18 protein-coding genes are annotated in these 19499 nt (G+C 70.9%); 12 read left to right on the forward strand and 6 right to left on the reverse strand.

Annotation, left to right across the window (positions count from 1 at the left end):
* The first annotated feature begins 55 nt into the window (after nt 1–55).
* From BSZ36_RS01410 to tyrS, 6 genes are all read left to right on the forward strand, one after another.
* Entirely contained in the window at nt 56–859 is an 804-nt protein-coding gene (locus tag BSZ36_RS01410; protein ID WP_094545379.1) for a regulatory protein RecX, read from the forward strand.
* On the forward strand, nt 852–1244 hold the full coding sequence (locus BSZ36_RS01415; RefSeq protein ID WP_094545380.1) for a hypothetical protein: 393 nt from the start codon (nt 852–854) through the stop codon (nt 1242–1244). The genes BSZ36_RS01410 and BSZ36_RS01415 overlap by 8 nt, the downstream gene beginning before the upstream one ends.
* 75 nt (nt 1245–1319) lie before the next feature.
* The gene (locus BSZ36_RS01420; protein WP_094545381.1) at nt 1320–2159 is read left to right on the forward strand and encodes a purine-nucleoside phosphorylase; all 840 of its coding nucleotides are present in this window, start codon (nt 1320–1322) and stop codon (nt 2157–2159) included.
* Between the two features lie 33 nt (nt 2160–2192).
* Nucleotides 2193–3923, forward strand: coding sequence for a tetratricopeptide repeat-containing S1 family peptidase (locus BSZ36_RS01425; protein WP_094545382.1), 1731 nt, complete (start codon nt 2193–2195; stop codon nt 3921–3923).
* 89 nt (nt 3924–4012) lie between these two features.
* Nucleotides 4013–5113: a histidinol-phosphate transaminase gene (gene hisC, locus BSZ36_RS01430; RefSeq protein ID WP_094545383.1), complete on the forward strand. Its 1101-nt coding sequence runs from the start codon at nt 4013–4015 to the stop codon at nt 5111–5113.
* Between the two features lie 70 nt (nt 5114–5183).
* On the forward strand, nt 5184–6452 hold the full coding sequence (gene tyrS / locus BSZ36_RS01435) for a tyrosine--tRNA ligase (protein ID WP_094545384.1): 1269 nt from the start codon (nt 5184–5186) through the stop codon (nt 6450–6452).
* A gap of 48 nt (nt 6453–6500) precedes the next feature.
* Here tyrS and BSZ36_RS01440 read toward each other — a convergent pair whose 3' ends face one another.
* Nucleotides 6501–7133 carry an NAD(P)-dependent oxidoreductase gene (locus BSZ36_RS01440; RefSeq protein WP_094545385.1) on the reverse strand — a complete coding sequence of 211 codons (633 nt, stop codon included), beginning with the start codon at nt 7131–7133 and terminating at the stop codon, nt 6501–6503.
* A gap of 79 nt (nt 7134–7212) precedes the next feature.
* Between BSZ36_RS01440 and BSZ36_RS01445 the strand changes: the two genes are divergently transcribed.
* On the forward strand, nt 7213–7560 hold the full coding sequence (locus BSZ36_RS01445) for a winged helix-turn-helix transcriptional regulator (protein ID WP_094545386.1): 348 nt from the start codon (nt 7213–7215) through the stop codon (nt 7558–7560).
* 106 nt (nt 7561–7666) lie between these two features.
* On the opposite strand, the gene BSZ36_RS01450 is transcribed toward BSZ36_RS01445, so the two are convergent.
* Nucleotides 7667–9871, reverse strand: a complete 2205-nt coding sequence (locus tag BSZ36_RS01450; RefSeq protein ID WP_179270960.1) for a T9SS type A sorting domain-containing protein — start codon at nt 9869–9871, stop codon at nt 7667–7669.
* Between the two features lie 545 nt (nt 9872–10416).
* Here BSZ36_RS01450 and BSZ36_RS01455 point away from each other — a divergent pair.
* Genes BSZ36_RS01455 through BSZ36_RS01470 form a run of 4 tightly spaced genes read left to right on the forward strand, consistent with a single transcriptional unit; the run spans nt 10417 to nt 13999 of the window.
* On the forward strand, nt 10417–11007 hold the full coding sequence (locus BSZ36_RS01455) for a bifunctional nuclease family protein (RefSeq protein ID WP_094545388.1): 591 nt from the start codon (nt 10417–10419) through the stop codon (nt 11005–11007).
* Complete coding sequence (locus BSZ36_RS01460) at nt 11007–11609, forward strand: hypothetical protein (protein WP_094545389.1); 603 nt, start codon at nt 11007–11009, stop codon at nt 11607–11609. The genes BSZ36_RS01455 and BSZ36_RS01460 overlap by 1 nt, the downstream gene beginning before the upstream one ends.
* Nucleotides 11606–13285, forward strand: coding sequence for a bacillithiol biosynthesis cysteine-adding enzyme BshC (gene bshC, locus BSZ36_RS01465; protein ID WP_094545390.1), 1680 nt, complete (start codon nt 11606–11608; stop codon nt 13283–13285). The genes BSZ36_RS01460 and bshC overlap by 4 nt, the downstream gene beginning before the upstream one ends.
* Before the next feature lie 60 nt (nt 13286–13345).
* On the forward strand, nt 13346–13999 hold the full coding sequence (locus BSZ36_RS01470; RefSeq protein ID WP_094545391.1) for an HD domain-containing protein: 654 nt from the start codon (nt 13346–13348) through the stop codon (nt 13997–13999).
* A gap of 78 nt (nt 14000–14077) precedes the next feature.
* Here the strand turns inward: BSZ36_RS01470 and BSZ36_RS01475 are convergent, their stop codons facing one another.
* From BSZ36_RS01475 to BSZ36_RS01485, 3 genes are all read right to left on the reverse strand, one after another.
* Nucleotides 14078–14515 carry a hypothetical protein gene (locus BSZ36_RS01475; protein ID WP_094545392.1) on the reverse strand — a complete coding sequence of 146 codons (438 nt, stop codon included), beginning with the start codon at nt 14513–14515 and terminating at the stop codon, nt 14078–14080.
* A gap of 110 nt (nt 14516–14625) precedes the next feature.
* Nucleotides 14626–15480, reverse strand: a complete 855-nt coding sequence (locus tag BSZ36_RS01480) for an alpha/beta hydrolase (RefSeq protein WP_094545393.1) — start codon at nt 15478–15480, stop codon at nt 14626–14628.
* Nucleotides 15481–15519: 39 nt separating this feature from the next.
* A complete protein-coding gene (locus BSZ36_RS01485; RefSeq protein WP_218827516.1) occupies nt 15520–15828 on the reverse strand; it encodes a hypothetical protein in 309 nt (102 codons plus the stop codon).
* A 286-nt stretch (nt 15829–16114) separates the two neighbouring features.
* On the opposite strand from BSZ36_RS01485, the gene radC reads away from it, so the two are divergent.
* Nucleotides 16115–16888: a RadC family protein gene (radC, locus tag BSZ36_RS01490; RefSeq protein ID WP_094545395.1), complete on the forward strand. Its 774-nt coding sequence runs from the start codon at nt 16115–16117 to the stop codon at nt 16886–16888.
* 47 nt (nt 16889–16935) lie between these two features.
* Here radC and BSZ36_RS01495 read toward each other — a convergent pair whose 3' ends face one another.
* Nucleotides 16936–19413 (reverse strand): zinc-dependent metalloprotease, encoded by a 2478-nt coding sequence (locus BSZ36_RS01495; protein ID WP_094545396.1) that lies wholly within the window; start codon nt 19411–19413, stop codon nt 16936–16938.
* Nucleotides 19414–19499 lie beyond the last annotated feature (86 nt).

The following is a 19499-nucleotide window of genomic DNA, read 5'->3' on the forward strand; positions in this document are numbered from 1 at the left end:
CCGCATCCCCGTTCCCCTGCCAAGCGCCTGTCACCGCCAGAGGCGAGATTAGAGCATGAACCGAAAGAACCCCTGGGAGCGCCGCTCCGACGCACGTGAGGCCTCTGGCGAAGACACCGAGCGCCCCGACGCCGGCAAGAAAGACCCGTTCGAGAAGCGCGTCCGCGTGCCCGACGTGGAGACGCTGACCGAAGGCACCATCACGTCCGTCCAGGCTCAGAAAAAGGACATGGACCGCGTGAGCATCTTCCTGGATGGGAAGTTCGCCTTCGGCATCGCGGCGGATATCGCCATCGGCGAGGGGCTCAAAAAGGGGCTCGTGCTCACGCCAGAGGCACAGCACAAGCTGTTTCAGAAAGAGGAGGTGATCGCCGCGCGCCGCGCCTCGCTGGACTACCTCTCGCTCGGCGGCAAGACCTCGACGGAGCTCAAACGCTCGCTCGCGCGCCGGGGCTTTTCCGACTTCGCCGCTGAGGACGCCATCGCGCAGATGGAGCGCTACGGCTACCTGGACGACGCCGCCTACGCGATGGCCTTCGCCAAAGGCCGCGCCGCCTCTCGCGGCCACGGCCCGCAGCGCCTCCGCGCCGACCTCCTCAAGAAAGGCGTCCCCCGCGCCGCCATCGACCGCGCGCTGGAGGAATTGGACGCCGACGACCTGGCGGAGTCCGCCAACGCGCTCGGCCTCAAGCGCTGGCGCGCGCTCTCCAGCGAGTCCGACACGCGCAAGCGCAAAAAGAAGACGACGGACTTCCTGCTCCGCCGCGGCTTCTCCTTCGACCAGGCCCGGACGGCCGTGGAGGCCGCGCTCGCCAAAGACGAGGACGTAGAGGACGCGGACGACGGCTGGGATGCCTGAGCCTCTGGCGCCAGAGGCCGGCCGCGTTCCGGGCCTGACGCTTATCGCGTGGGGGCTTTGTGCCCTCTGCGCCGCCGTCACGGTGGCCGTGATCCTGCGCGAGCCCACGCTGAACTCCGTCCCCCGGCCGTCGCTCGGCGTCTTGGTGTTGCCGTACGCGCCTCTGGCGGCGCTCGCGTGGTGGGCGCGCCGCACGGCCACGGCGCGATGGGTGGCGCTGGCCGGCGTCGTGTGCGTGTTCGCGCTCGGCGCTGCGCTCTGGCTGGCCTGGACCGACGTGCCGATGGCGCGGCTGGCTGCGCCGCGCGTGATTCCCAGCCGCCAACTCGTGGCCGTGGCGGTGGTGGCCTACGTCGTCTCGCTCGCGCGTCGGGCGCACGGCTGAGGGGCGCGCGCAGGCCTCTGGCGCCAGAGGCGCGCGGCGGGGCGATCTTGCGCGTCCCCGATTCCTGCCCGACCGATGTTCGACCCCGCCGAAGACGCCCGACAGATTGACGAGGCCGTCGCTGCCATCCGCGCCCAAACCGACCTCGTGCCCGATCTCGCCCTCGTCCTCGGCTCCGGCCTCGGCGCGCTCGCGGACGAGGTGGAGGACGCCGTCATCATCCCGACGGGCGAGGTCCCGCACTACCCGGCCTCGACCGTCGAGGGCCACGCCGGGCGGCTCGTGCTGGGCACGCTGGAAGGGCGCCCCGTGCTCGTCGTGCAGGGGCGCGTGCATCTCTACGAAGGCCACGAGCCTCGCGCGGTGACCTTCCCGGTCCGGCTTGCACATGCCCTCGGCGCGAAGGGGCTGTTCCTGACCAACGCCGCGGGCGGGATGAACCCGTCGTTCGTGCCGGGCACGCTGATGCTGATCACGGACCACATCAACCTCGCGTTTACGAGCGCGCTGAGCGGGAAGATGGCCTCTGGCGAGCACCGCTTCCCGGACATGTCCAACCCGTACGACGCGGAGTGGAGAAAACAGGCCGGTAACATTGCGTTAACACACGGCGTGCCCTATCGTGAGGGCGTGTATGTGTGGACGGCCGGGCCGTCGTACGAGACGCCGGCCGAGATCCGCTTTTTCCAGCGCGCCGGTGCCGACGCCGTCGGCATGAGCACGGTCCCCGAGGCCATCCAGGCCGCCGCGCTCGGCATGCCCGTTCTCGGGCTGTCCACCATTACCAACCTCGCCGCCGGTCTCCAGGGCCGCCCGCTCAATCACGCCGAAGTGATGGAAGTCGGGCAGATGGTCCGGGAACGGCTCTCCACCTGGGTCCGCGCGATCGTCGCCGAGACCGGACCCGGGCGCTGAGCCGCCCACGGGACGGCGCACCCCGCCGCTCCCATGTCCCGTCTGCTCTGCCTCGCCCTCTCCGTTCTCGCGCTGCCTCTGGCGGTGCGATGGGCGGCGCCAGAGGCGAGCGCGGCAGACGTCGCGCCTCTGGCGCTGGAACACGCGGACGCCCCCGCGCCAGAGGCCGCCGCGCGAGAAGCCGAACTGTTCAGCACGCTGGACCGCCGCGTGGTGCGGGTCGGCGAGACCGTTACGCTGGTCGTCGAACTCGCCGTGGCGCTGCAAGACGAGACCTCTGGCGTGCCGTTTATCCGCGCGCTCACCGCCTCGGCGCCAGAGGCTAGTGAGGACGTGGCGCTGGAATCGGCCGGGCCGGTCGTGCAGCACTGGGACCGCGGCGTGCTCCAACTGGAGCGCCGCTATACGCTCCGCGTCCTCCGCGAGGGCGACCTGAGCGTGGCGCCTCTGGCGCTGGACCTCGGCGGGCGCACGCTCGAGACGCGCCGCCAGAGGCTCCGCGGCTACGCCGTTCAGCCGGACCACGCCGCCGCCTCGGTCGTCGCGATCGTGGCCGACGGGCGGCAGGGGCGGGCGCCGTTCCGCCGCGTCGGCTCGGCGTGGCTCGCCGCACCCGATGCGCTCGTGACGGCCTACCACGTCGTCGTAGGCGCGGGCCGCGTGCGCGTGCAGCTTCCGTCGGGCCGCATCGTCTCCGTCCGCCGCGTGTGGGCGCTCGATCCCGAGCGAGACATCGCGGTCCTGCACATCGACCCGCGCGAGACCGAGGGGATGGCCGCGCTGCCCGTCGCGCCGCCAGAGGCCGCGGGCGACGCCGTCGCGTTCACCTTCGGGTGGCCCCTGGCGAACGGCGGGGACGCCTTCGAGCGGCCACAAGTCGGAACCGCCGCGGCGCTCTACACCGGCATCGGCCCGGACCTCCGCACGGCGGGCAACGCCGTCCGCCCCGGCGACAGCGGCGGCCCGCTGCTCGACGCCAGGGGCCGCGTGCTCGGCGTCGTCGTCTCCGGCCGCTCCACGAACGGTGAGGCCGACCTCTTGCGCGAGGACGTGTGCCTCGCCGCCGACCCCGTTCCCGCGCTCCGCCAGCGGCCCAGCCGCCCGGTGCCTCTGGCGCGCGCGCTCCGCCATGCCGCCCGCGCGCTTCCCGCCGCTCGCGCCTTCGAGGCCGCGACGGCGCTGACCGGCCCCGGCCACAGGCCCGCCGACGCGCCGCGCCACCGCGCGCTGCTGATGGACGCCGCCCGCGCCGCGCCGCAGGACGCCGCGCTCCAGTTCCTCGCCGGGTCCGTCCTGGAAGCCCTCGGCGAGGACGACGAGGCCGCGCGCATCTACCAGGGCGCGCACGAGGCCGGCTACTTCCCGGCTGCCTACGCGCTCGCGCACCACCACCTGGAAACGGATCCGATCCAGGCCGAGCGCCTCTTCCGTGAGATCCGGGCCTCCGACGCCTACGCGCACCTCGGCGCGATGGGGCACGCCCGCGCGCTCGTCGCGCTGAGCCGCTGGCGCGAGGCCGAGGACGCCCTCGCCGAAGTGCTGGACCACGAGCCCACCTATGCACCCGCGCTGTACCTCCTCGGCGTCGTGCGTCTCGCCAGAGGCGAGGACGACGCGGCGCTGGCGTTGGAGCGGCGGCTCGCCTCGGCGCCGGGGTGGGCGGCCAGCCTCCGCTTCCTGCTCCGCAACGAGGTCCTGCGGCCGACGGCGCTCCGGCCTCTGGCGCGGGTCCGGCTGGCCCCCGAGGTCCCGTTGGGGTACTAGAGGGGCACCGGCGAGCCGCATCTCTCCATCCCTCTTCACCCCGCACCCCTCCGCAAGCGGCCATCTTGCAGCCTCACTTTTCTGCGAGCATGTCCGACGCCCCGACCCACCTCGTTCGCGAGGCTATCCGCCGCGAGCGCGCCTACCGCGTGCCGACCCAGACCGGCATCGCCGCCAAGCTGGACCAGAACGAGAGCCCGTACAGCGTCCTCGACGCCATCAAGGACGCGGCGCTCCAGGAGGTCCGCGAGACGCCCTGGAACCGCTACCCCGATGACCGCCCGCATCGCCTCGTCGCGGCGGTCGCGGAGCAGTGGGGCCTCGCGCCAGAGGCCGTCATCGTGGGCCACGGCTCCAACGAGATCACGCACACGCTCGGGCTCTGCTTTGTGGACCCCGGCACGCCGGTCGTCCTCCCGACGCCGATGTTCTCGCTCTATGCGAGCGTGATGCGCATGTTCGAGGCCGAGGTCACCGAGGTTGCGCCAGAGGCCGATCTAACGCACAGCGCCGACGCCATCCTGGCCGCGGCTACGGCCTCTGGCGCCGCGCTCACCGTCGTGACGACGCCCAACAACCCGACCGGGCAGACGATCCCGCACGAGGACCTCAAGCAGCTCGCCGCGGGCGTCCCCGGCATCCTCGTCATCGACGAGGCCTACCACGAGTTCCTCACCGGCCCGACCGCGCTGGACGTGCTCGCCGAGCACCCCAACGTACTCGTCATGCGGACGTTTTCGAAGGCGATGGGCCTCGCCGGGCTCCGCGTCGGCACGCTCGTGGGGCACCCGGACCTGATCCAGGAGATCGAAAAGTCCCGCCTCCCGTTCGTCGTGGACCGCCTGGCCGAGGCCGTCGCGCTCCAGGTCCTCGCGCGGCCCGAACTGGTCGCGGAGCGCGTGGCGGAGTCCCGCGCCGAGCACGACCGGCTGGCCGACGCCGTCGAGGCGATGCCCGGCTGCGAGGTGCTCCGCGGCAAGGCCAACTTCTTCCTTTTCCGCACGCCTCTGGCGCACGCCGCGGTCCGCGAAACGCTCGCCGCCAGAGGCGTCAACATCCGCGACGTGACCGGCTACCCGGACCTCGCGCCGCGCGACGGCACGCCCGGCTGGCTCCGCGTCTCCATCGGCACGCCCGAGGAGAACGACGCCTTTCTCGCTTCGCTCGAATCTGTAATCCGGGATGCGTGATGCGTGAGGGAGCCTCGATCTTCCCTTTTCGCCTCACTGCCCTCCGCTCACGCATCACGAATCACGCATTATGACTCTCCTAGACGACCTCCGCTGGCGCGGCGTGGTGTTCGACCACACGCCCGACCTCGAAGACCACCTCGCGAGCGGCTCCGTCACGGCGTACTGCGGCTTCGACCCGACGGCGGACAGCCTGCACGTTGGCTCGCTGCTCCCGCTGATGGGCCTCGCCCGACTCCAGCGCGCGGGCCACACGCCCATCGCGCTCGTCGGCGGTGGGACGGGCCTCATCGGCGACCCGAGCGGCAAGCGTGCCGAGCGCACGCTCCAGACGCGCGAGCAGATCGACGCCAACGTGCGCGGGATCCAGGCGCAGATGGAGAGCTTCCTCAGCTTCGAGGGCGAGCACGCCGCCAAAGTCCTCAACAACGCCGACTGGCTGACCACCATCCCGCTCACGGACTTCCTCCGCGACGTAGGCAAGCACTTCACCATCGCGAGCATGACCGCGAAGGAGAGTGTGAAGAGCCGCCTGGAGAGCGAGATCGGCCTCTCGTTTACCGAGTTCAGCTACCAGCTCCTCCAGGCCTACGACTTCCTCGTCCTCCACGACAAGGAGGGCGTCACGATGCAGGTCGGCGGGTCCGACCAGTGGGGCAACATCACCGCCGGCACGGACCTCTTGCGCAAAACGCGCGGCGCCAAGGGCCACGGGCTCGTCTACCCGCTCATCAAAAACGCCGCCGGCACGAAGTTCGGCAAGACCGAGGCCGGGACGGTCTGGCTGGACCCCGAGCGCACCTCGCCGTACCGCTTCTACCAGTTCTGGATGCGGACCGACGACTCCGACGTGGTCGACTACCTCAAGGCGTTCACGTGGCTCTCGCACGAGGAGATCGACGCGCTGGAGGCGGAGCACGCCGAGGCGCCGCACAAGCGCGTCGCGCAGCGCGCCCTCGCGCAGGCCGTCACGCGCATGGTACACGGCGACGCGGGCCTGGAAGCCGCCGAGCGCGCGACCGAGGCCCTCTTCGGCGGCGACCTCGCCGCCCTCACCGTCCGAGACTTAGGCGAGGTCTTCGAGGGCGTCCCCGAGTCCACCCGAGCCTCTGGCGACCTGGAAGGCGAGGGCGTCGACATCGTGACGCTTCTCGCGGACGCGGGCGCGGCGAAGTCCAAGGGCGAGGCCCGGCGCCTGGTCGAAGGCGGCGGCGTGCGGCTGGGCAACGAGAAGGTGGACGGGATCGACCAGATGGTCACCACCGCGGACGCGCTCCATGGCGAGGTCATCGTCGTGCGGATGGGCAAGAAGCGCGTTCACCTCGTCCGCCTCGCGTAACGCCAGAGGCGTTGTCTACCGGGCCTCTGGCGTTGATGCGCCAGAGGCCTAGGCGGATGTGATGTGCGGCGCCTCGCCGATCCACTCGCCTCTCTCCGCCGCGTTGAGCATGAAGCGCGCCACGTCGGCGCGGGAGACCGAAGCGGGGCCAAGCTTGAGGTAGCCGACCTCGATCTCGCCTGTTTCGGGCCCCTCGGTAAGGCGCGGCCCGCGGACGTTGGTCCAGTCCAGGCCGGATTGCGCCAGAAGCGCGTGCTGCCGCTCGGAGTCTTTCAGGAGCGGCCCCGCCACGACGCGCATGATGCCGCGGACGATCTTGGCCGGCAGGAACGGCGGGTCCTTTGGGCTGGCCACGCCCCCGCCGGTGAGGTTCACGATGCGGCGTACGCCAGAGGCCTCCATCGCTGCGAGGATGTGCCGCGTGCTCATGGTGAGCACGTCTTTGGGAGAGCCGTCGGCATGCCCGAGCGCGACGAAGACGGCGTCCGTGCCGTCCGGAATCGCGGCGCGGACCGCTGCGGGGTCGGTGGCGTCGCCCTGCACCACGGTGAGGTTGGCGTGCGTGAGGGGGAAGGCCTCTGGCGTGCGGACAAGCGCGGTGACAGCGTGCCCTGCGGCGAGGGCCTGTTGAACGAGGGGGCGGCCGGTGCGTCCGGAGGCGCCGAAAATGGAGACGAGCATGGGGGAGGCGGGGTGTAGGTTGTGCACACGGCCTCGCCGGTACGTACAGTTCCCTCAGGTACACACCCCCAGGTAAGAAATGGAAACGGCACGCCCTGAAGCTGGACTCGACGGTGGCGCCTGCCCCGTCACGCGCCTGGTCGACGTGATCGGCGGGCGGTGGAAGGTGCCTATCCTCTGGCAACTCTCTACGGGCACGCACCGCTACGGCGCGCTGCGCCGCGCCATCGGTGGGATCTCGGAGCGGATGCTCGTTCAGCAACTCCGCGCGCTCGAAGCCGATGGGCTCGTGGCACGCACGCAGTACCCGGAGGTCCCGCCGCGCGTGGAGTACGCGCTGACCGAACGGGGCTGCTCATTGGTGCCCCTGCTCCAAGGCCTCGCGGAGTGGAGCGCCACGCACCTCACCGCCGGCGCCGAGCGCTAAAGCCCGCCAGAGGCCTGCGCCTCTGGCGCAAACAGCAACCGGCCGCCCCAGGTCGGGAGCGGCCGGTTGTGGGCCGGGCGCCTCTGGCGCCAGAGGCCGGGCTCGGCTACCGCACGACGGTGAGACGGCGCGTTTCGGCAACGTCCCCGCCGGTCACGCGGACGATGTACGTCCCCGCGGAGAGGGACTCCACCGGAAGCGTCACCACGTGGGAGCCGGCGGCCAACGTGCCCTCGTGGGCGACGCCTACCTCGCGGCCAAGCGCGTCGTAGATGGACACCCGCACGTCCTGCGCCTCGCCAACGGCGACCTCTATGCGGCTCGCGCCAGAGGCCGGGTTCGGGTACGGCGTGCCCACAACGGGCTCGTCCTCACCCGAGGTCTTCGCCGTCGCGGCGCCCTTGGCCGGGCGGACACGGATCTCGAAGCGCTCGGACCAGTCCATGGCGTCGCTCTGGAACGTGTAGCTCGCGTTGCGGCGCATGTTGACGCGGCGGCGCGTGACGCGGTCGAACAACGTGGCGCCCCAGCCTCTCGCGAGCGTCCGGTCCCACGCGAGGGTGTACGTGCCAGCCTCTTTCGCGGTAAAGCTCATCCGCACCCGTACGCGCCGCGCCAGAGGCGCCGCGGTCCCATCGTCGAGCGCGCTCATGCCCAGCCGCTTGCCCTCTGGCGTCGAGAAGGCGATTTGCGCTGGGGCGAGGGAGTACTTGGAGCCGTCGGCGGCGTCCCAGCCGTCCGTGGCGTAGGGCTGGAAACGGAGCCACGCCTTGTCCTCGGTGCCCTCGCCGGAGAGCGTGAGCGCGAACTCCTGGATGGCCTCTGGCGCGGAGCCGCCCTTGCCGTAGAACGTCGCCGCGGCGCCCCCGTCCGCGCTGGTGGCGGCGTACGTGAGCGTCGGCCCGGCGGTGCCGTCGGGCGTCACCTCGATGAGGAGGCCCTGCCACACGGCGGCGTTCGCGCCCGCGTTGCTCGTCGGCGTGGGGGTGGCGGAGCGCGCCAGAGGCACGTGGTTGCCCGCGCCGTCCAGGGCGGTCGGGTCCCACGTGTAGACCAGCTGCTGCACGGTTCCGCCAGAGGCGGAGATGCCGTCCACGTTGAACGGCTGCGCAAACGGGTTGCCACCCATGTAGAAGTAGTCCTGCGGGACCTCGGCATCCGGGTTTCCGTCGCCGTCACCGTCGAAGGTGAGCGGGAGGACGGTGGCGAGCGGGAAGCTCGCCGTCACGTCGGACGTGACGGGGAGGCCGCTGGCGCGGAGAGCGAAGTCCGCGTCGGTGAGCTCGTAGCTCACGCCGATGCCGCCGCCGCGGGTCTGCTCCAGGTCAAAGGCCGCGTCGTACCAGTACCACCAGAGGCCGCGGCCGGACTCGAAGGTGTAATCCGTGGAGGGAACGGGAGCGTAGATCACTGCGACGGAGTCCGCGGTGCCGGCCTGGTTGCGGATGCTCGCCACGCCTTCGTACGCGTGGAAGAGGTTGCCTGCGAGCTGGCCTCTGGCGTTGGTGTAGCCTGCGCCAGGGTACTGCGCCGCGTTGACGTCGCCCGCAGGCACGCCGCCGACGTAGTTGATCTGCGCGAGGTCCAACACGCTCAGGCCCGATACGGGAGCCGAGAGCAGCCGCCAGCCTGGAGCGTCCGAGGGAGGGCCCGCGCCGATGCTGAGCTGCGTGGGCGCGAGCCGCACGCGGCGTCCGTTCGTGATGCTAGCCGGAATCACCGTGTTGCCGCCAGAGCCGTCAGGCCCGAACACCTGAATGCCGGCGTTCGCTCCGCTGAGGCCCTGCGTCCCGGAGTCCAGGCTGAAGAAGATGGGCTCCGGGCTGTTCCGCTCAACGAGCAGGACCGATCCGTCCCCATACGTGGCGCCGATCTGCCCGGATGCCGTGAGCGTCCCGTTGGCGAAGGTGAACGTGTCGGCCGCGTTGTCCGGGTCGTCCTCCAACGCGAGCGAGGTGAACGGGCCGGACGTCGTGGTGGACCAGAGCGTGTTGCCCTGTCCAGCCCGAATCACGTTCATCAGCGCGAGGCCCTCGCTCGTCTCGACGAGGAACAGCACGGCCTTGTCGTTCGCAATCGCGCTGTACAGCGGGGCGGGCCCCTGGTAGGTGAACGGGGCGCCCGAAGAGCGGTTGTAGTAGGCCGCGACCGTCTGCGAGGTGCCATCGTAGGGCGTGACGGTGCCCAGCGAGGGCTGGGAGTCGAAGTCGTTCGCGTTGGGCGCGGACTCCTGGCGGACCTCGTAGGTGGTCTGAGCCGACGCGGACGCGCCGACCAGGAGAAGCGTGAGGAGGAGAGTCTGAAGTCGCATAAATCCGGGGGTAAGCAGGGGTGGGTTGCGGCGGCGCTGCAAGGTGCCTGAGGCTTCAGAGGACCGAGTTCGGGCGCCAGAGGCGCGGCGAAAAGCAGACCGTGAGCGCGGTCTCTGATGGATGTCACCGCCGTACGGGTGCCAGAATGCAAGGCCCATGCCGCTCCGGCACTCCTCTCGTGCGCGGCGTGTGGAGAAGCCGCATTCGCCTCTGGCGTGCCGAAAACGCGACGTTCCGAGCACATTTCCAGAGAGCGGGCACGACGCGCCACTGCCGAACCGGCGCTGCCGGGTTTAAAATCGGGACCTCGCATGGCTACGAGGTCGGATTTTGGCACGCGGCCCGGGCTGCCTCTGGCGCCCCAAACACGTGGGAGCGAGCATCTAGAGCGTCTGCGCGGCGCGGTTGGGAGACGCGGGGGATTTCCGCCGCCGCCAGAGGCCCGAGGCAGAACGCCGCGCCCCTGGCGGCGTAGGCGCCCTCCACGCCCGTATCTTCGCCGCCCTCCCGCGCCCACAACAGGGCCACCCGCACGCGCTTTCCGATGGATTACATCCAGGTCGACATCATCGGGCTCTCCACGAGCCCATCCTCGGGTGGAGCCTACGCCCTCGTGTTAGGCGAGACGCACGGCAACCGCCGCCTGCCCATCATCATCGGCGCCTTTGAGGCGCAGGCCATCGCGCTGGAGCTGGAGAAGATCCAGCCGCCGCGGCCGATGACGCACGATCTGCTCAGCAACCTTTTCGAGGCGCTCGGCGCGGAGGTGACCGACATCGTGATCGACGACCTCCGTGAGGGGACGTTTTTCGCCAAGGTCCGCTACGTCTACGACGACGAGGAGGCGCAACTGGACTCCCGCCCGTCCGACGCCGTCGCGCTGGCCGTGCGCACGGATGCGCCCATCTTCGTGGCTGCGAGCGTGCTCGAAGAGGCCGGCATCCCGGCCGACGATGAGGACATCGACGCGCCAGAGGCGGACGACGCGCCGCAGCGAGTGGTGACTTCGGGCGGCGGCGGAGGCTCGCGTCTGGAACGCATGGAGGGGCAACTCCAGAAGGCCATCGAGGAAGAGGACTACGAGATGGCGGCCAAACTGCGCGACGAGATCGAGCGGATGAAGTCCGAGAACTGATGCGCCGCTGGGTCCTCGCGCTCGCCTGCCTCGCGGCCTCTGGCGCCTCCGCGCAAGACATCGCGAGCGCGGAGGCGACGGTGATCCAGTACGCGGACGCGGTAGCCGCAGGCGACTGGGCGACCGCCGCAGCGCTGATGGACCCTGTAGACCTTGAGCGGTTCAGCGAGCTTGCCGCTCTGATCGCGGGCGATGACCCCATTACGGCTTCGCTCTTGGGAGTACGAGCCGATAGCTCGCCAGAGGATCTGCTGGCGGCGTTCGTCGGCGCCGCGATGGGCGCAAACCCGTTTATGGAGGACGCCTTCGCATCCATCAGCACCGAGGTCCTGGGTACCGTCACGGAGGGGGACCGCCTGGCTCACGTCGTGGCGCGGACCGAGGTCTCGCTGCTCGGCACGCCCATCCGTAGCATTGAGACGACGACGCTCCTGTGGGACGGCGCCGCCTGGAAGATTGGGATGAACGCCGAACTGGAAGGGATGCTCGTCGGGATGAAGGCCGCGATGGAGAACCCAGAGTTGTTCGGTATGGAGGACGACTACGAGGAGGGGTATTACCAGATGGATACGGCGTGGCCGCGCGACCCTAAGAAGCAGTGACGCCAGAGGCCCGTCCGGTTCCCCACGCATCCCTTGGCGCGAGCCGCCTGTTTCAGGCCGTCGCCTCTGGCGCGGCGGAGGCGCTCCGCTTCTACGCCTACGACTGGCGCACGGGCCTATCGGATGCCGCAGACGCGGCCGCGGCGTTCCCACGCCAAAGAGACGCCCTCGCGGACGCCCTCCTCGCGCAGGCCGACGCCAGAGGCGCTGACGGTGCCGCGCAGACCAACATCGAGCGCCTGCGCGATCCGCGGACCGTGGCCGTGCTCACGGGCCAGCAACTCGGCCTGTTCGGCGGGCCGCTCTACACCGTCTGGAAGGCGCTCGGCGCCGTGGTCACCGCGCGGCGCGTGGCGCGCGAGACGGGCCGGCCCGTGGTCCCGGTCTTCTGGCTCGCAGGCGAGGACCACGACCTGGACGAAGTGCGGAGCACCGCCGTCTCCTCTGGCGAGACCGTGCGCCGCGTGCGCTACGGCACCGCCGACCCCAACAACCGCGAGCCGGTCGGGCGCAAGAGGCTGGAGGCCGAGCCGCTGGCGGAGGCCCTCGCGCAGATGGAACGCGCGCTGCCCGAAGGACCGTACCGCAACGAGGTGCTAGACCTCTTGCGCGAGGCGTGGACGCCCGGCCGCCTCTGGCGCGACGCGTTCTGGGACACGCTCCAGGCGCTCACGCGCGGGACGGGTCTCGTCTTCGTTTCGCCGGACGACCCGGCCATTAAGGCATTGGCGGCGGACCTGTTCGCGCGAGAGGCCGAGGACCCGCAGGCTACGCTGGACGCGCTCCAATCCGCCAGCGACGCGCTGGTGGAGGCGGGCTACCACGCGCAGATCCAGCCCGGCCCGCTCAACCTGTTCTGGCTGCGCGGCGACGAACGCCTCGCGCTGGACCCCGACGCCTCTGGCGACCCGAACACTGGCGCGGCCTCTGGCGCGATCGGCCGAGGGACAGCGCACCGGATCAGCGACCTCGCCGTATTCGCGCGCGAGACGCCAGAGGCTCTGAGCCCCAACGTGGTCCTGCGGCCCGTCCTGCAAGACGTGCTGTTCCCGACCGTCGCCTACATCGCGGGGCCGGGCGAGACGGCGTACTTCGCTCAGTTGAAGGGCGTCTACGAGCGCTTCGGCGTGCCGATGCCTGCGATCGTGCCGCGCTTGAGTGTGAGCCTGGTGGAGCCAGGCGTACGCAAGGTTCTGGACCGCTACGGCCTGGACCTCCCGGACCTCAAAGGCGGCATCGACGCGCACTGGAAGCGCCTCGCGCAAGAGGCGCAAACCGCCGGGGCGCACGCAGCCTCTGGCGCGGATCTGCCCGCGCAGTTCGCCGCCGCACGTGAGGCCGCCGACGCCGAACTGGCGCGGCTAACGGATCTCGCGGCGGACCTCAACCCATCGCTTCGGGCCGCTGGCGAGGCGGCGCAGGCGCGCGTCCACAAGGCGCTCGCGCGGCTGGAGACCAAGACCGTCCGCGTGCAGAAGCGTCAGCACGACGACATCCGCAAGCGGCTCGCGCGCGCTCACGCCGCGCTCTGGCCCGGCGGCTCGCTGCAAGAGCGTGCGGCCAACCCCTTCGCCTTCGCGGTCCGCCTCGGCCTGGACGGCTTCGCGCAGATCGCTGACGCGCTGGACGCCCAGCACGACCTCCACACGGCTCAGCACTGGGCGGTGGACGTGTAAGCGCTCCGGCGCACCCTCCGCCTCTGGCGCCAGAGGCCCGTTCCCCTTCGTTCCCGTCCGATGTTCTCTCCCCTGATCGAGCGCGCCATCGAGATCGCCGCCGAGTGGCACGACGGGACGTACCGCAAGGGCCGTTGCACGCCGCCGGTCCTGCCGCCCGCCTCGGGCACCACGCCGCCGGGCGTCCCCGCGATGGCCCACGTCACGACCGTCGCGATGACCGTTGCGCGCGCCGGGTGGGATGAGGTCACGATTGCCGCCGCGTTCCTGCACGACGCGCTGGAGGACCGCGACCGGAACGAGCGCTGGTTCTCGCGCGAGCGCATGGCCGAACTCGTCGGCGAGAGCGTGGTGACCATCGTGGAGGCTGTGAGCGAGCCCAAGACCGGGGCCTCTGGCGCGTGGCTGCCGTGGCGCGAGCGGAAGGACGCCTACGTCGCGCACATCGAGGCCGGGCCGCCAGAGGCCTCGGCGGTCTCGCTCGCGGACAAGCTGCACAACGCCTACGCGATGGCGTCGAGCCTGGAGGCGGGCATCGACATCTTTACGAGCGCGCCGGGCCGCGTCGGGCTCACGGCGGGTGCCGCGGACCAACTCTGGTACTTCCGCGCCGTCCTGGACGCCACTCGCTGCCACGAGGACCCTCGCCTTGTGCCGCAGCGCCAGAGGCTGGAGCAGGAGATCGCGCGGTTCGTGGCGGCGGCGGGGCTGTAGCCTCTGGTGCGAGTCTGGGTTCGCGCAAGAGGCCTCTTGCGAGGCACCGCGCGAGGTCCGGCTACTAGCAGCACCGGATTAGGCGTCCTGGGCGCGATCCCTGCACCACCTGAGAAAGTCCTCGAACGTGTCCCCGATGGGCGGAAGCTCGCCCGCTTCTAGCGCCTCGAACTGCCCGAACGTCACGTCGTAGACGGCCCCGGTGCGTTTGTCGTACGGCACGATCCCGTCGCCTTCGGCGGAACTAAGGGCGAGGAAGTGGTCGGCTACCTCAAGCTCCTCGTGCGCGTACTCCGTCCAATCGGCCGTCTCGTCGAGGTCGTTGAGCTCGTACCACCCGGTAATGCTGTCCGCGCCGTGGTAGACGTAGAACTGTCCGATCTGTGAGTCCTCGGGGATGCCGAGGTCTGCGAGTTGTTCGCGGCGCTCGTCGCGGTTGGCGAGGGCGTACTCGGCAGAGCCCGCGGTCGTGTTCGACTCAAGCCACTCCTGGATGTCTGGGGATAGCAAGGTCATCGGCGGACATCGAACGAGTGGCCGCGACGGGCAGCACTGTCGGTGGAACGGAGCGAGAGGGTACGCCGGCGCCTGCACGGGTCGAGAACGCGGGTTCTACCGCGGGGCGTTCAACGCTCAGCGCGCACCCCGTCTAGGAACGCCCGGTATACGCCTGCGAACGTCGGCTGCCCGATGACGTTACCGTGGTCGCCGCCCTCAATCACCGCGAGCGTCTTCCGGCTCTCCGGGAGCGGGGATGCCGCGTAGAGGCGCCGCGAGAGCACCTGGGGTGTCGTGTGGTCCTCGCTTCCCACCAAGAGGAGCAACGGCTCCTCGATTTGCCGGACCTCGGCTCGGTTGTCCACCCCCCGAAGGCTCTCCTCAACGCGGAAGCGGACGAACGGCTTGTAGTAGAACGGGGTGCGGGAGTTGGCCCACTCTTTCACCGTTGTCGCCGACCCCTCTAGCACGACGCCGGCCGCTGGGCGGCGCGCCCCGACGTGGCCCGCCATGAAGCTCCCGAGCGACAACCCGTGTACGACGACGCGGCCTACGCCGGGCAACGCGGCGAGGTGGTCGTAGGCCGCGAGCGCGTCGGAAAACGCGAGATCCAGCGTCGCCCGGCCATCGCTCCACCCGTACCCCCGGTAGTCCACCAAGAAGACGTTGGCGCCGAGCGGGAGGAACGCTCGGGTCGTCTCGATCCCGTCCTGCTCGACCGTGGACTCGTTGGTCCCGAAGTAGAGGACAGTGACGTCGGCGCCAGGCTGACGGATGAGCGCGCCGTAGAGCGCGGTCCCGTCGGCGGCCTCGATCCGCTGCTCTTCGTACGTGACGCCGGGGAAGGCGGCGGCGACGGTGCCGGGGACGGCCTCCCGGTCTGTTCCAGCTCGGCGGGCGGGGAAGAACCCCCGCTCGGTGATGTCAACCGAGACGCACCCCGACGCGACGAGGAGGGCGGCAAGGCAAACGGCAGTTCTCATGTATGAGGAATAGTATTAGCGTTGCAAACGAGCGCCCGTTCAAAGCGTGACGCCGAAGAAAAGCATCGCCAGTGCGAGGCCGATCACGATCCACTCCATTACGATCCACAGAGCGGAGAGAGCGAGCAAGGGGCGGAGCGCGGACGGCACCGTCCGAGAAGCTACCCGGATGCCGCGCAGTCGGTCGGGAATGCCGAGCGGCCCCCGCTGAGCCCCGTCGGGACCGAGCGCAGCGAAACGACGTGAAACGACCGCGTGAGCGACTGCGAAGGCGAAGAACGCGACGAGCGAGAGGGCGGGGCTGCCGCCCAAAGCCCGGCCCAAAGACAGGAGGAGCACGACGAGCACAGAGGCCCTGGCGAGGAACCACGCGACGTTCGAGGGGCGGCGGAAGAAGTCCCGTTCGAGCGAGCCCGCTATGAGAGTCGGTTGCAGAATGAGACGCGCGGTAGAACCTGTGGTTAGGCGGAACTGCCACCGCACCTCTTCTCGGTAGCAGAGCAGGCCGCTAGAGCCACATGGTACACCGCCGCACCGCACCGCACAACCGGCTACACGCCGGCCTCCGCCAGAGGCCTCTGGCGTTAGGAATCCGCCTCTGGCGGGTCTAGCGCGGCACACCCGCCGCGCCCGCATGTCCGACTCCCCACTGCTCTCCACGTCGCTGGACCGCACCATCCGCGAGCCCGTCGAGGAGCCCGAAGTCGCCGTGGACTACGTCGCGCTCAAAGACCGCAACGCGGATGAGCAGCCGCGCGAGAAGCTTCTCGCCAGAGGCCCCGCCGCGCTCTCGGACGCGGAGCTGATCGGGCTGATCTTCGGGACGGGTACGCGCGTGGGCGGGCGCAGCCTCTCGGCTGTGGAGCTGGGACAGGTGCTGATCCGCGCCTATGGCTCGCTCGCGAAGCTGGCGCGGCGCGAGGCGGCGCAGGTCGCGAAGGCGACCAAGGGCGTCGGTCCGGCGAAGGCGGCGCAACTGGCCGCAGCGTTCGAGATCGGCCGGCGGGTGGAGGCGGCCCCGCCAGAGGCCCGCGTCACGGTCCGCAGCCCGGCGGACGTGGCGGCGGCGTACGGCCCACGCCTGCGCGACCTCCCGCGCGAGGTGTTCGTCGTGGTCCACCTCAGCACGGCCAACGTGATCCAGAGCGAGCACACGCTGACCACAGGCGGCCTGGCCGCGTCCATCGTGGAGCCGCGGCAGGTGTTCCAGCGCGCCATTCTGGAGAACGCCGCGAGCGTAATCTGTCTCCACAACCACCCCAGCGGCAACCCCGAGCCCTCGCGCGAGGACGTGGCGATCACGAAGCAGCTCTGCGAGGCCGGCGCCGTGCTCGGCATCCCGGTCCACGATCACGTCATTATCGCGGGCCGCGGCTACACGTCGCTCAAGGAGCGGGGGCTGATGTGACTGGAGGGATGCGGGATGGAGGGATGGGGGCCTCTGGCGCCAGAGGCTCAGTCGCCAATCGGCGAGCCGGGCGGGGTGCGGACGGGGCGCGGCGCCATCTCCGGGTCGTAGTCGCGGTCCAGAAAGCGCTCGATGTCCGCGGCGAGCCACGCGGCGTGGGCGGCGTCCTCGGAGCCGCCAGAGGCCGCGGCGTACCGGCCATGGAGGTCGCGCAGCGCGGCCTCGGTGCGCGCGCGGACGGCGGGCGCCGCGGAGCGGTCGGCGGCCAGGCCCATCAATGCCTGCGTCCACGCCGTGTGGACCGTGCGGCGGATCTCCTGCTCGTACGCGCCAGAGGCTGGCATGGCAGCAAGCGCCTCTTGCGTGCGCGCGAAGATGTCCCTCAGGCCCGGCTGCGACGCGTCGAGGTCGTGCTGGTAGACGAGGCGCGCGGCGCGCTCGCGGTCGAGGAGGAACGAGAGCACCATGTTCGCCGCCGTCTCGGCCGGCGCGATGGGGTCGAGCGTGACGCCCGTCCGCCGGTCGAATCGCTCGCGGCCGTCGTAGTAGCCTGGCGGGCGCGGCGGGATGAGCTGGAGGGCCGCTGGCGGCAGCGCGAGCTCCGACGGCGCGAGCGTCGCCAGAAGCGCGTCCAGCGCCTCGCGCTGCACCGCTCCCGGGACCGCCTCTGGCGCTGCGGCGCCGTCGCCGCGGGCGGAGTAGGCGTAGCTCACCCCGCCGACGAGGTGGGCGGTCGCCTCCACTTGGTAGCGGTGGCGGAGGTAGAGCGGCACGAGGACCTCTTCGAGCGTCGCCAAAGGCCGCCCGTCGCGGATGGTGGCCTCGGAGAAGCGGTCGAGCGCGATCCGGCGGACGGCCATCTCGTCGCGCAGCGATTGCACGGCGTCGGAGCCGTTGTCCCAGAGCGCGGCGACCGGGCTGGCGGCGCCCGAGGGCCGCGCGTCGTAGTCCGTGATGTAGAGGAGGCCGCGGTCCTGGTTCTCGCGCAGGATCTGCTCCAACTCCGAGGCCTCTGGCGTGTAGCCGTAGCGGACGGCCTGCACGTCCCACGCGCCGAGCCCCACGCCGTAGGCGTCCCCTACGTCGATGCCAGATCCCGCGACCGTCGCCAGAGGCGCCGGGTAGTCCATGACCGACTCGCGCCCGACGGCGCTGGCGGCGAAGTTGTGCGCGAGGCCGATCGTGTGGCCGACCTCGTGCGCCGAGAGCTGGCGGATGCGCGCGAGCGCGAGTTGCAGCATCGGGTCGTCGGCCTCTTGCGCGAAGCCGCCCGCGTCGGCGCCCGCGTAGGGCGCCAGAAGCCCCTCGGCGATGAGGTAGTCCTGGCGCACGCGCAGCGAGCCCAGGGAGACGTGGCCCTTGATGATCTCGCCCGTGCGTGGGTCCACGACGGAGGCGCCGTAGCTCCAGCCACGCGTGGACCGGTGCACCCACTGGATGGTGCTGTAGCGCGCGTCCAGCGGGTCGATGGAGTCGGGCCGGACCTCGACGCGGTAGCCGTCGCGGAAGCCCGCGGCCTCGAAGGCCTCGGCCCACCACCGGGCGCCGTCGAGCAGCGCGCCGCGGACGGGCTCGGGCGTGCCGGGGTCCAGGTAGTACACGATGGGCTCCTTCACGTCGCAGAGGCCGCTGGCGTCGGGCGGAGTGGCGCACTCCAAGCGGTGGCGCGTGAGAAGACGTTGGCGCGTGTCCTCGCCGATTGGAGCGGCGTAGTCGGCGTAGGTGAGGGGGAAGTAGCCCGCGCGCGGGTCGAAGGCGCGCGGCTCGTAGCCGGGCTCCGGGAGCGCCACAAACGAGTGCCGGATGCGGACGGTGACCGCGTTGGGGTCGGCAGCGACGCTCCGCACCTCGCGTCCCGGGTTGTCGCCTGTAAACGTCAGCCGCGCCTCCAACTCCGTGTTGCGCGGAAACGCCTTGAGCATCGCGGGGACGGGCGCGCTGCGGGACTTGTCCAGCGAGAAGGTGCCCTCGCCAGAGGCTCGGAGCGTTTGGGCCACGCCGTGCGCGTCGCGCACCAGGAAGTCCGTCACGTCGATCAGGGTCCGTCCGTCGGTCTCGGCGCTCGCGGTGAAGCCCCACGTCACGCCCTCGGCAAAGGCCTCGCGCACGGCCGGTTCTTCAGCGGGGTTGTCGGTCGCCGCGCGGTAGTCCAGGTTGGGCTGCACCATCAGCACCTTCGGCCCCACGCGCTCGAAGCGCACCAGCCGCGTGCCGCCCAACTGGCTCCGGTCCAGGCCGATGTCGTTGGAGCCCAGGCCGGCCGCGAGGCTGTTGACGTAGAGGAAGTCCTGCTCCATCGCGGGGATCTCCAGCCACACCTTGCCCGCGCCCGCGTCCCAGTAGACCGGGAAGAGGCCGTCGCGGCGGTCCATGCCCTCGGTCGCGGCCGCGATGCTGGGCAGGCCGTCGGCTTTCGCGCCGGGCGTCGCGCCAGAGGCCCCGGCAGATGGCGCCTCTGGCGAAGCGGGCGCGGTGGCGGAGCAGCCTACGAGGGCGGTCAGGAGAACAAGGGCGGCGAGGCGCATGGCGGCAGGGGGGAGACGCCTCCAATCTAGCGGGGCCTCTGGCGCCAGAGGCGAGGGCCTTGCAGCTTCCCGTACCCCGTACCCCG

Source organism: Rubricoccus marinus (genome assembly GCF_002257665.1).
GTDB lineage: Bacteria > Bacteroidota > Rhodothermia > Rhodothermales > Rubricoccaceae > Rubricoccus > Rubricoccus marinus.

Coding starts and splice junctions, on each gene's coding strand:
- BSZ36_RS01410 (WP_094545379.1), top strand. CDS start 56: ATGAACCGAAAGAACCCCTGGGAGCGCCGCTCCGACGCACGTGAGGCC.
- BSZ36_RS01415 (WP_094545380.1), top strand. CDS start 852: ATGCCTGAGCCTCTGGCGCCAGAGGCCGGCCGCGTTCCGGGCCTGACG.
- BSZ36_RS01420 (WP_094545381.1), top strand. CDS start 1,320: ATGTTCGACCCCGCCGAAGACGCCCGACAGATTGACGAGGCCGTCGCT.
- BSZ36_RS01425 (WP_094545382.1), top strand. CDS start 2,193: ATGTCCCGTCTGCTCTGCCTCGCCCTCTCCGTTCTCGCGCTGCCTCTG.
- hisC (WP_094545383.1), top strand. CDS start 4,013: ATGTCCGACGCCCCGACCCACCTCGTTCGCGAGGCTATCCGCCGCGAG.
- tyrS (WP_094545384.1), top strand. CDS start 5,184: ATGACTCTCCTAGACGACCTCCGCTGGCGCGGCGTGGTGTTCGACCAC.
- BSZ36_RS01440 (WP_094545385.1), bottom strand. CDS start 7,133: ATGCTCGTCTCCATTTTCGGCGCCTCCGGACGCACCGGCCGCCCCCTC.
- BSZ36_RS01445 (WP_094545386.1), top strand. CDS start 7,213: ATGGAAACGGCACGCCCTGAAGCTGGACTCGACGGTGGCGCCTGCCCC.
- BSZ36_RS01450 (WP_179270960.1), bottom strand. CDS start 9,871: ATGCGACTTCAGACTCTCCTCCTCACGCTTCTCCTGGTCGGCGCGTCC.
- BSZ36_RS01455 (WP_094545388.1), top strand. CDS start 10,417: ATGGATTACATCCAGGTCGACATCATCGGGCTCTCCACGAGCCCATCC.
- BSZ36_RS01460 (WP_094545389.1), top strand. CDS start 11,007: ATGCGCCGCTGGGTCCTCGCGCTCGCCTGCCTCGCGGCCTCTGGCGCC.
- BSZ36_RS01470 (WP_094545391.1), top strand. CDS start 13,346: ATGTTCTCTCCCCTGATCGAGCGCGCCATCGAGATCGCCGCCGAGTGG.
- BSZ36_RS01475 (WP_094545392.1), bottom strand. CDS start 14,515: ATGACCTTGCTATCCCCAGACATCCAGGAGTGGCTTGAGTCGAACACG.
- BSZ36_RS01480 (WP_094545393.1), bottom strand. CDS start 15,480: ATGAGAACTGCCGTTTGCCTTGCCGCCCTCCTCGTCGCGTCGGGGTGC.
- radC (WP_094545395.1), top strand. CDS start 16,115: ATGTCCGACTCCCCACTGCTCTCCACGTCGCTGGACCGCACCATCCGC.
- BSZ36_RS01495 (WP_094545396.1), bottom strand. CDS start 19,413: ATGCGCCTCGCCGCCCTTGTTCTCCTGACCGCCCTCGTAGGCTGCTCC.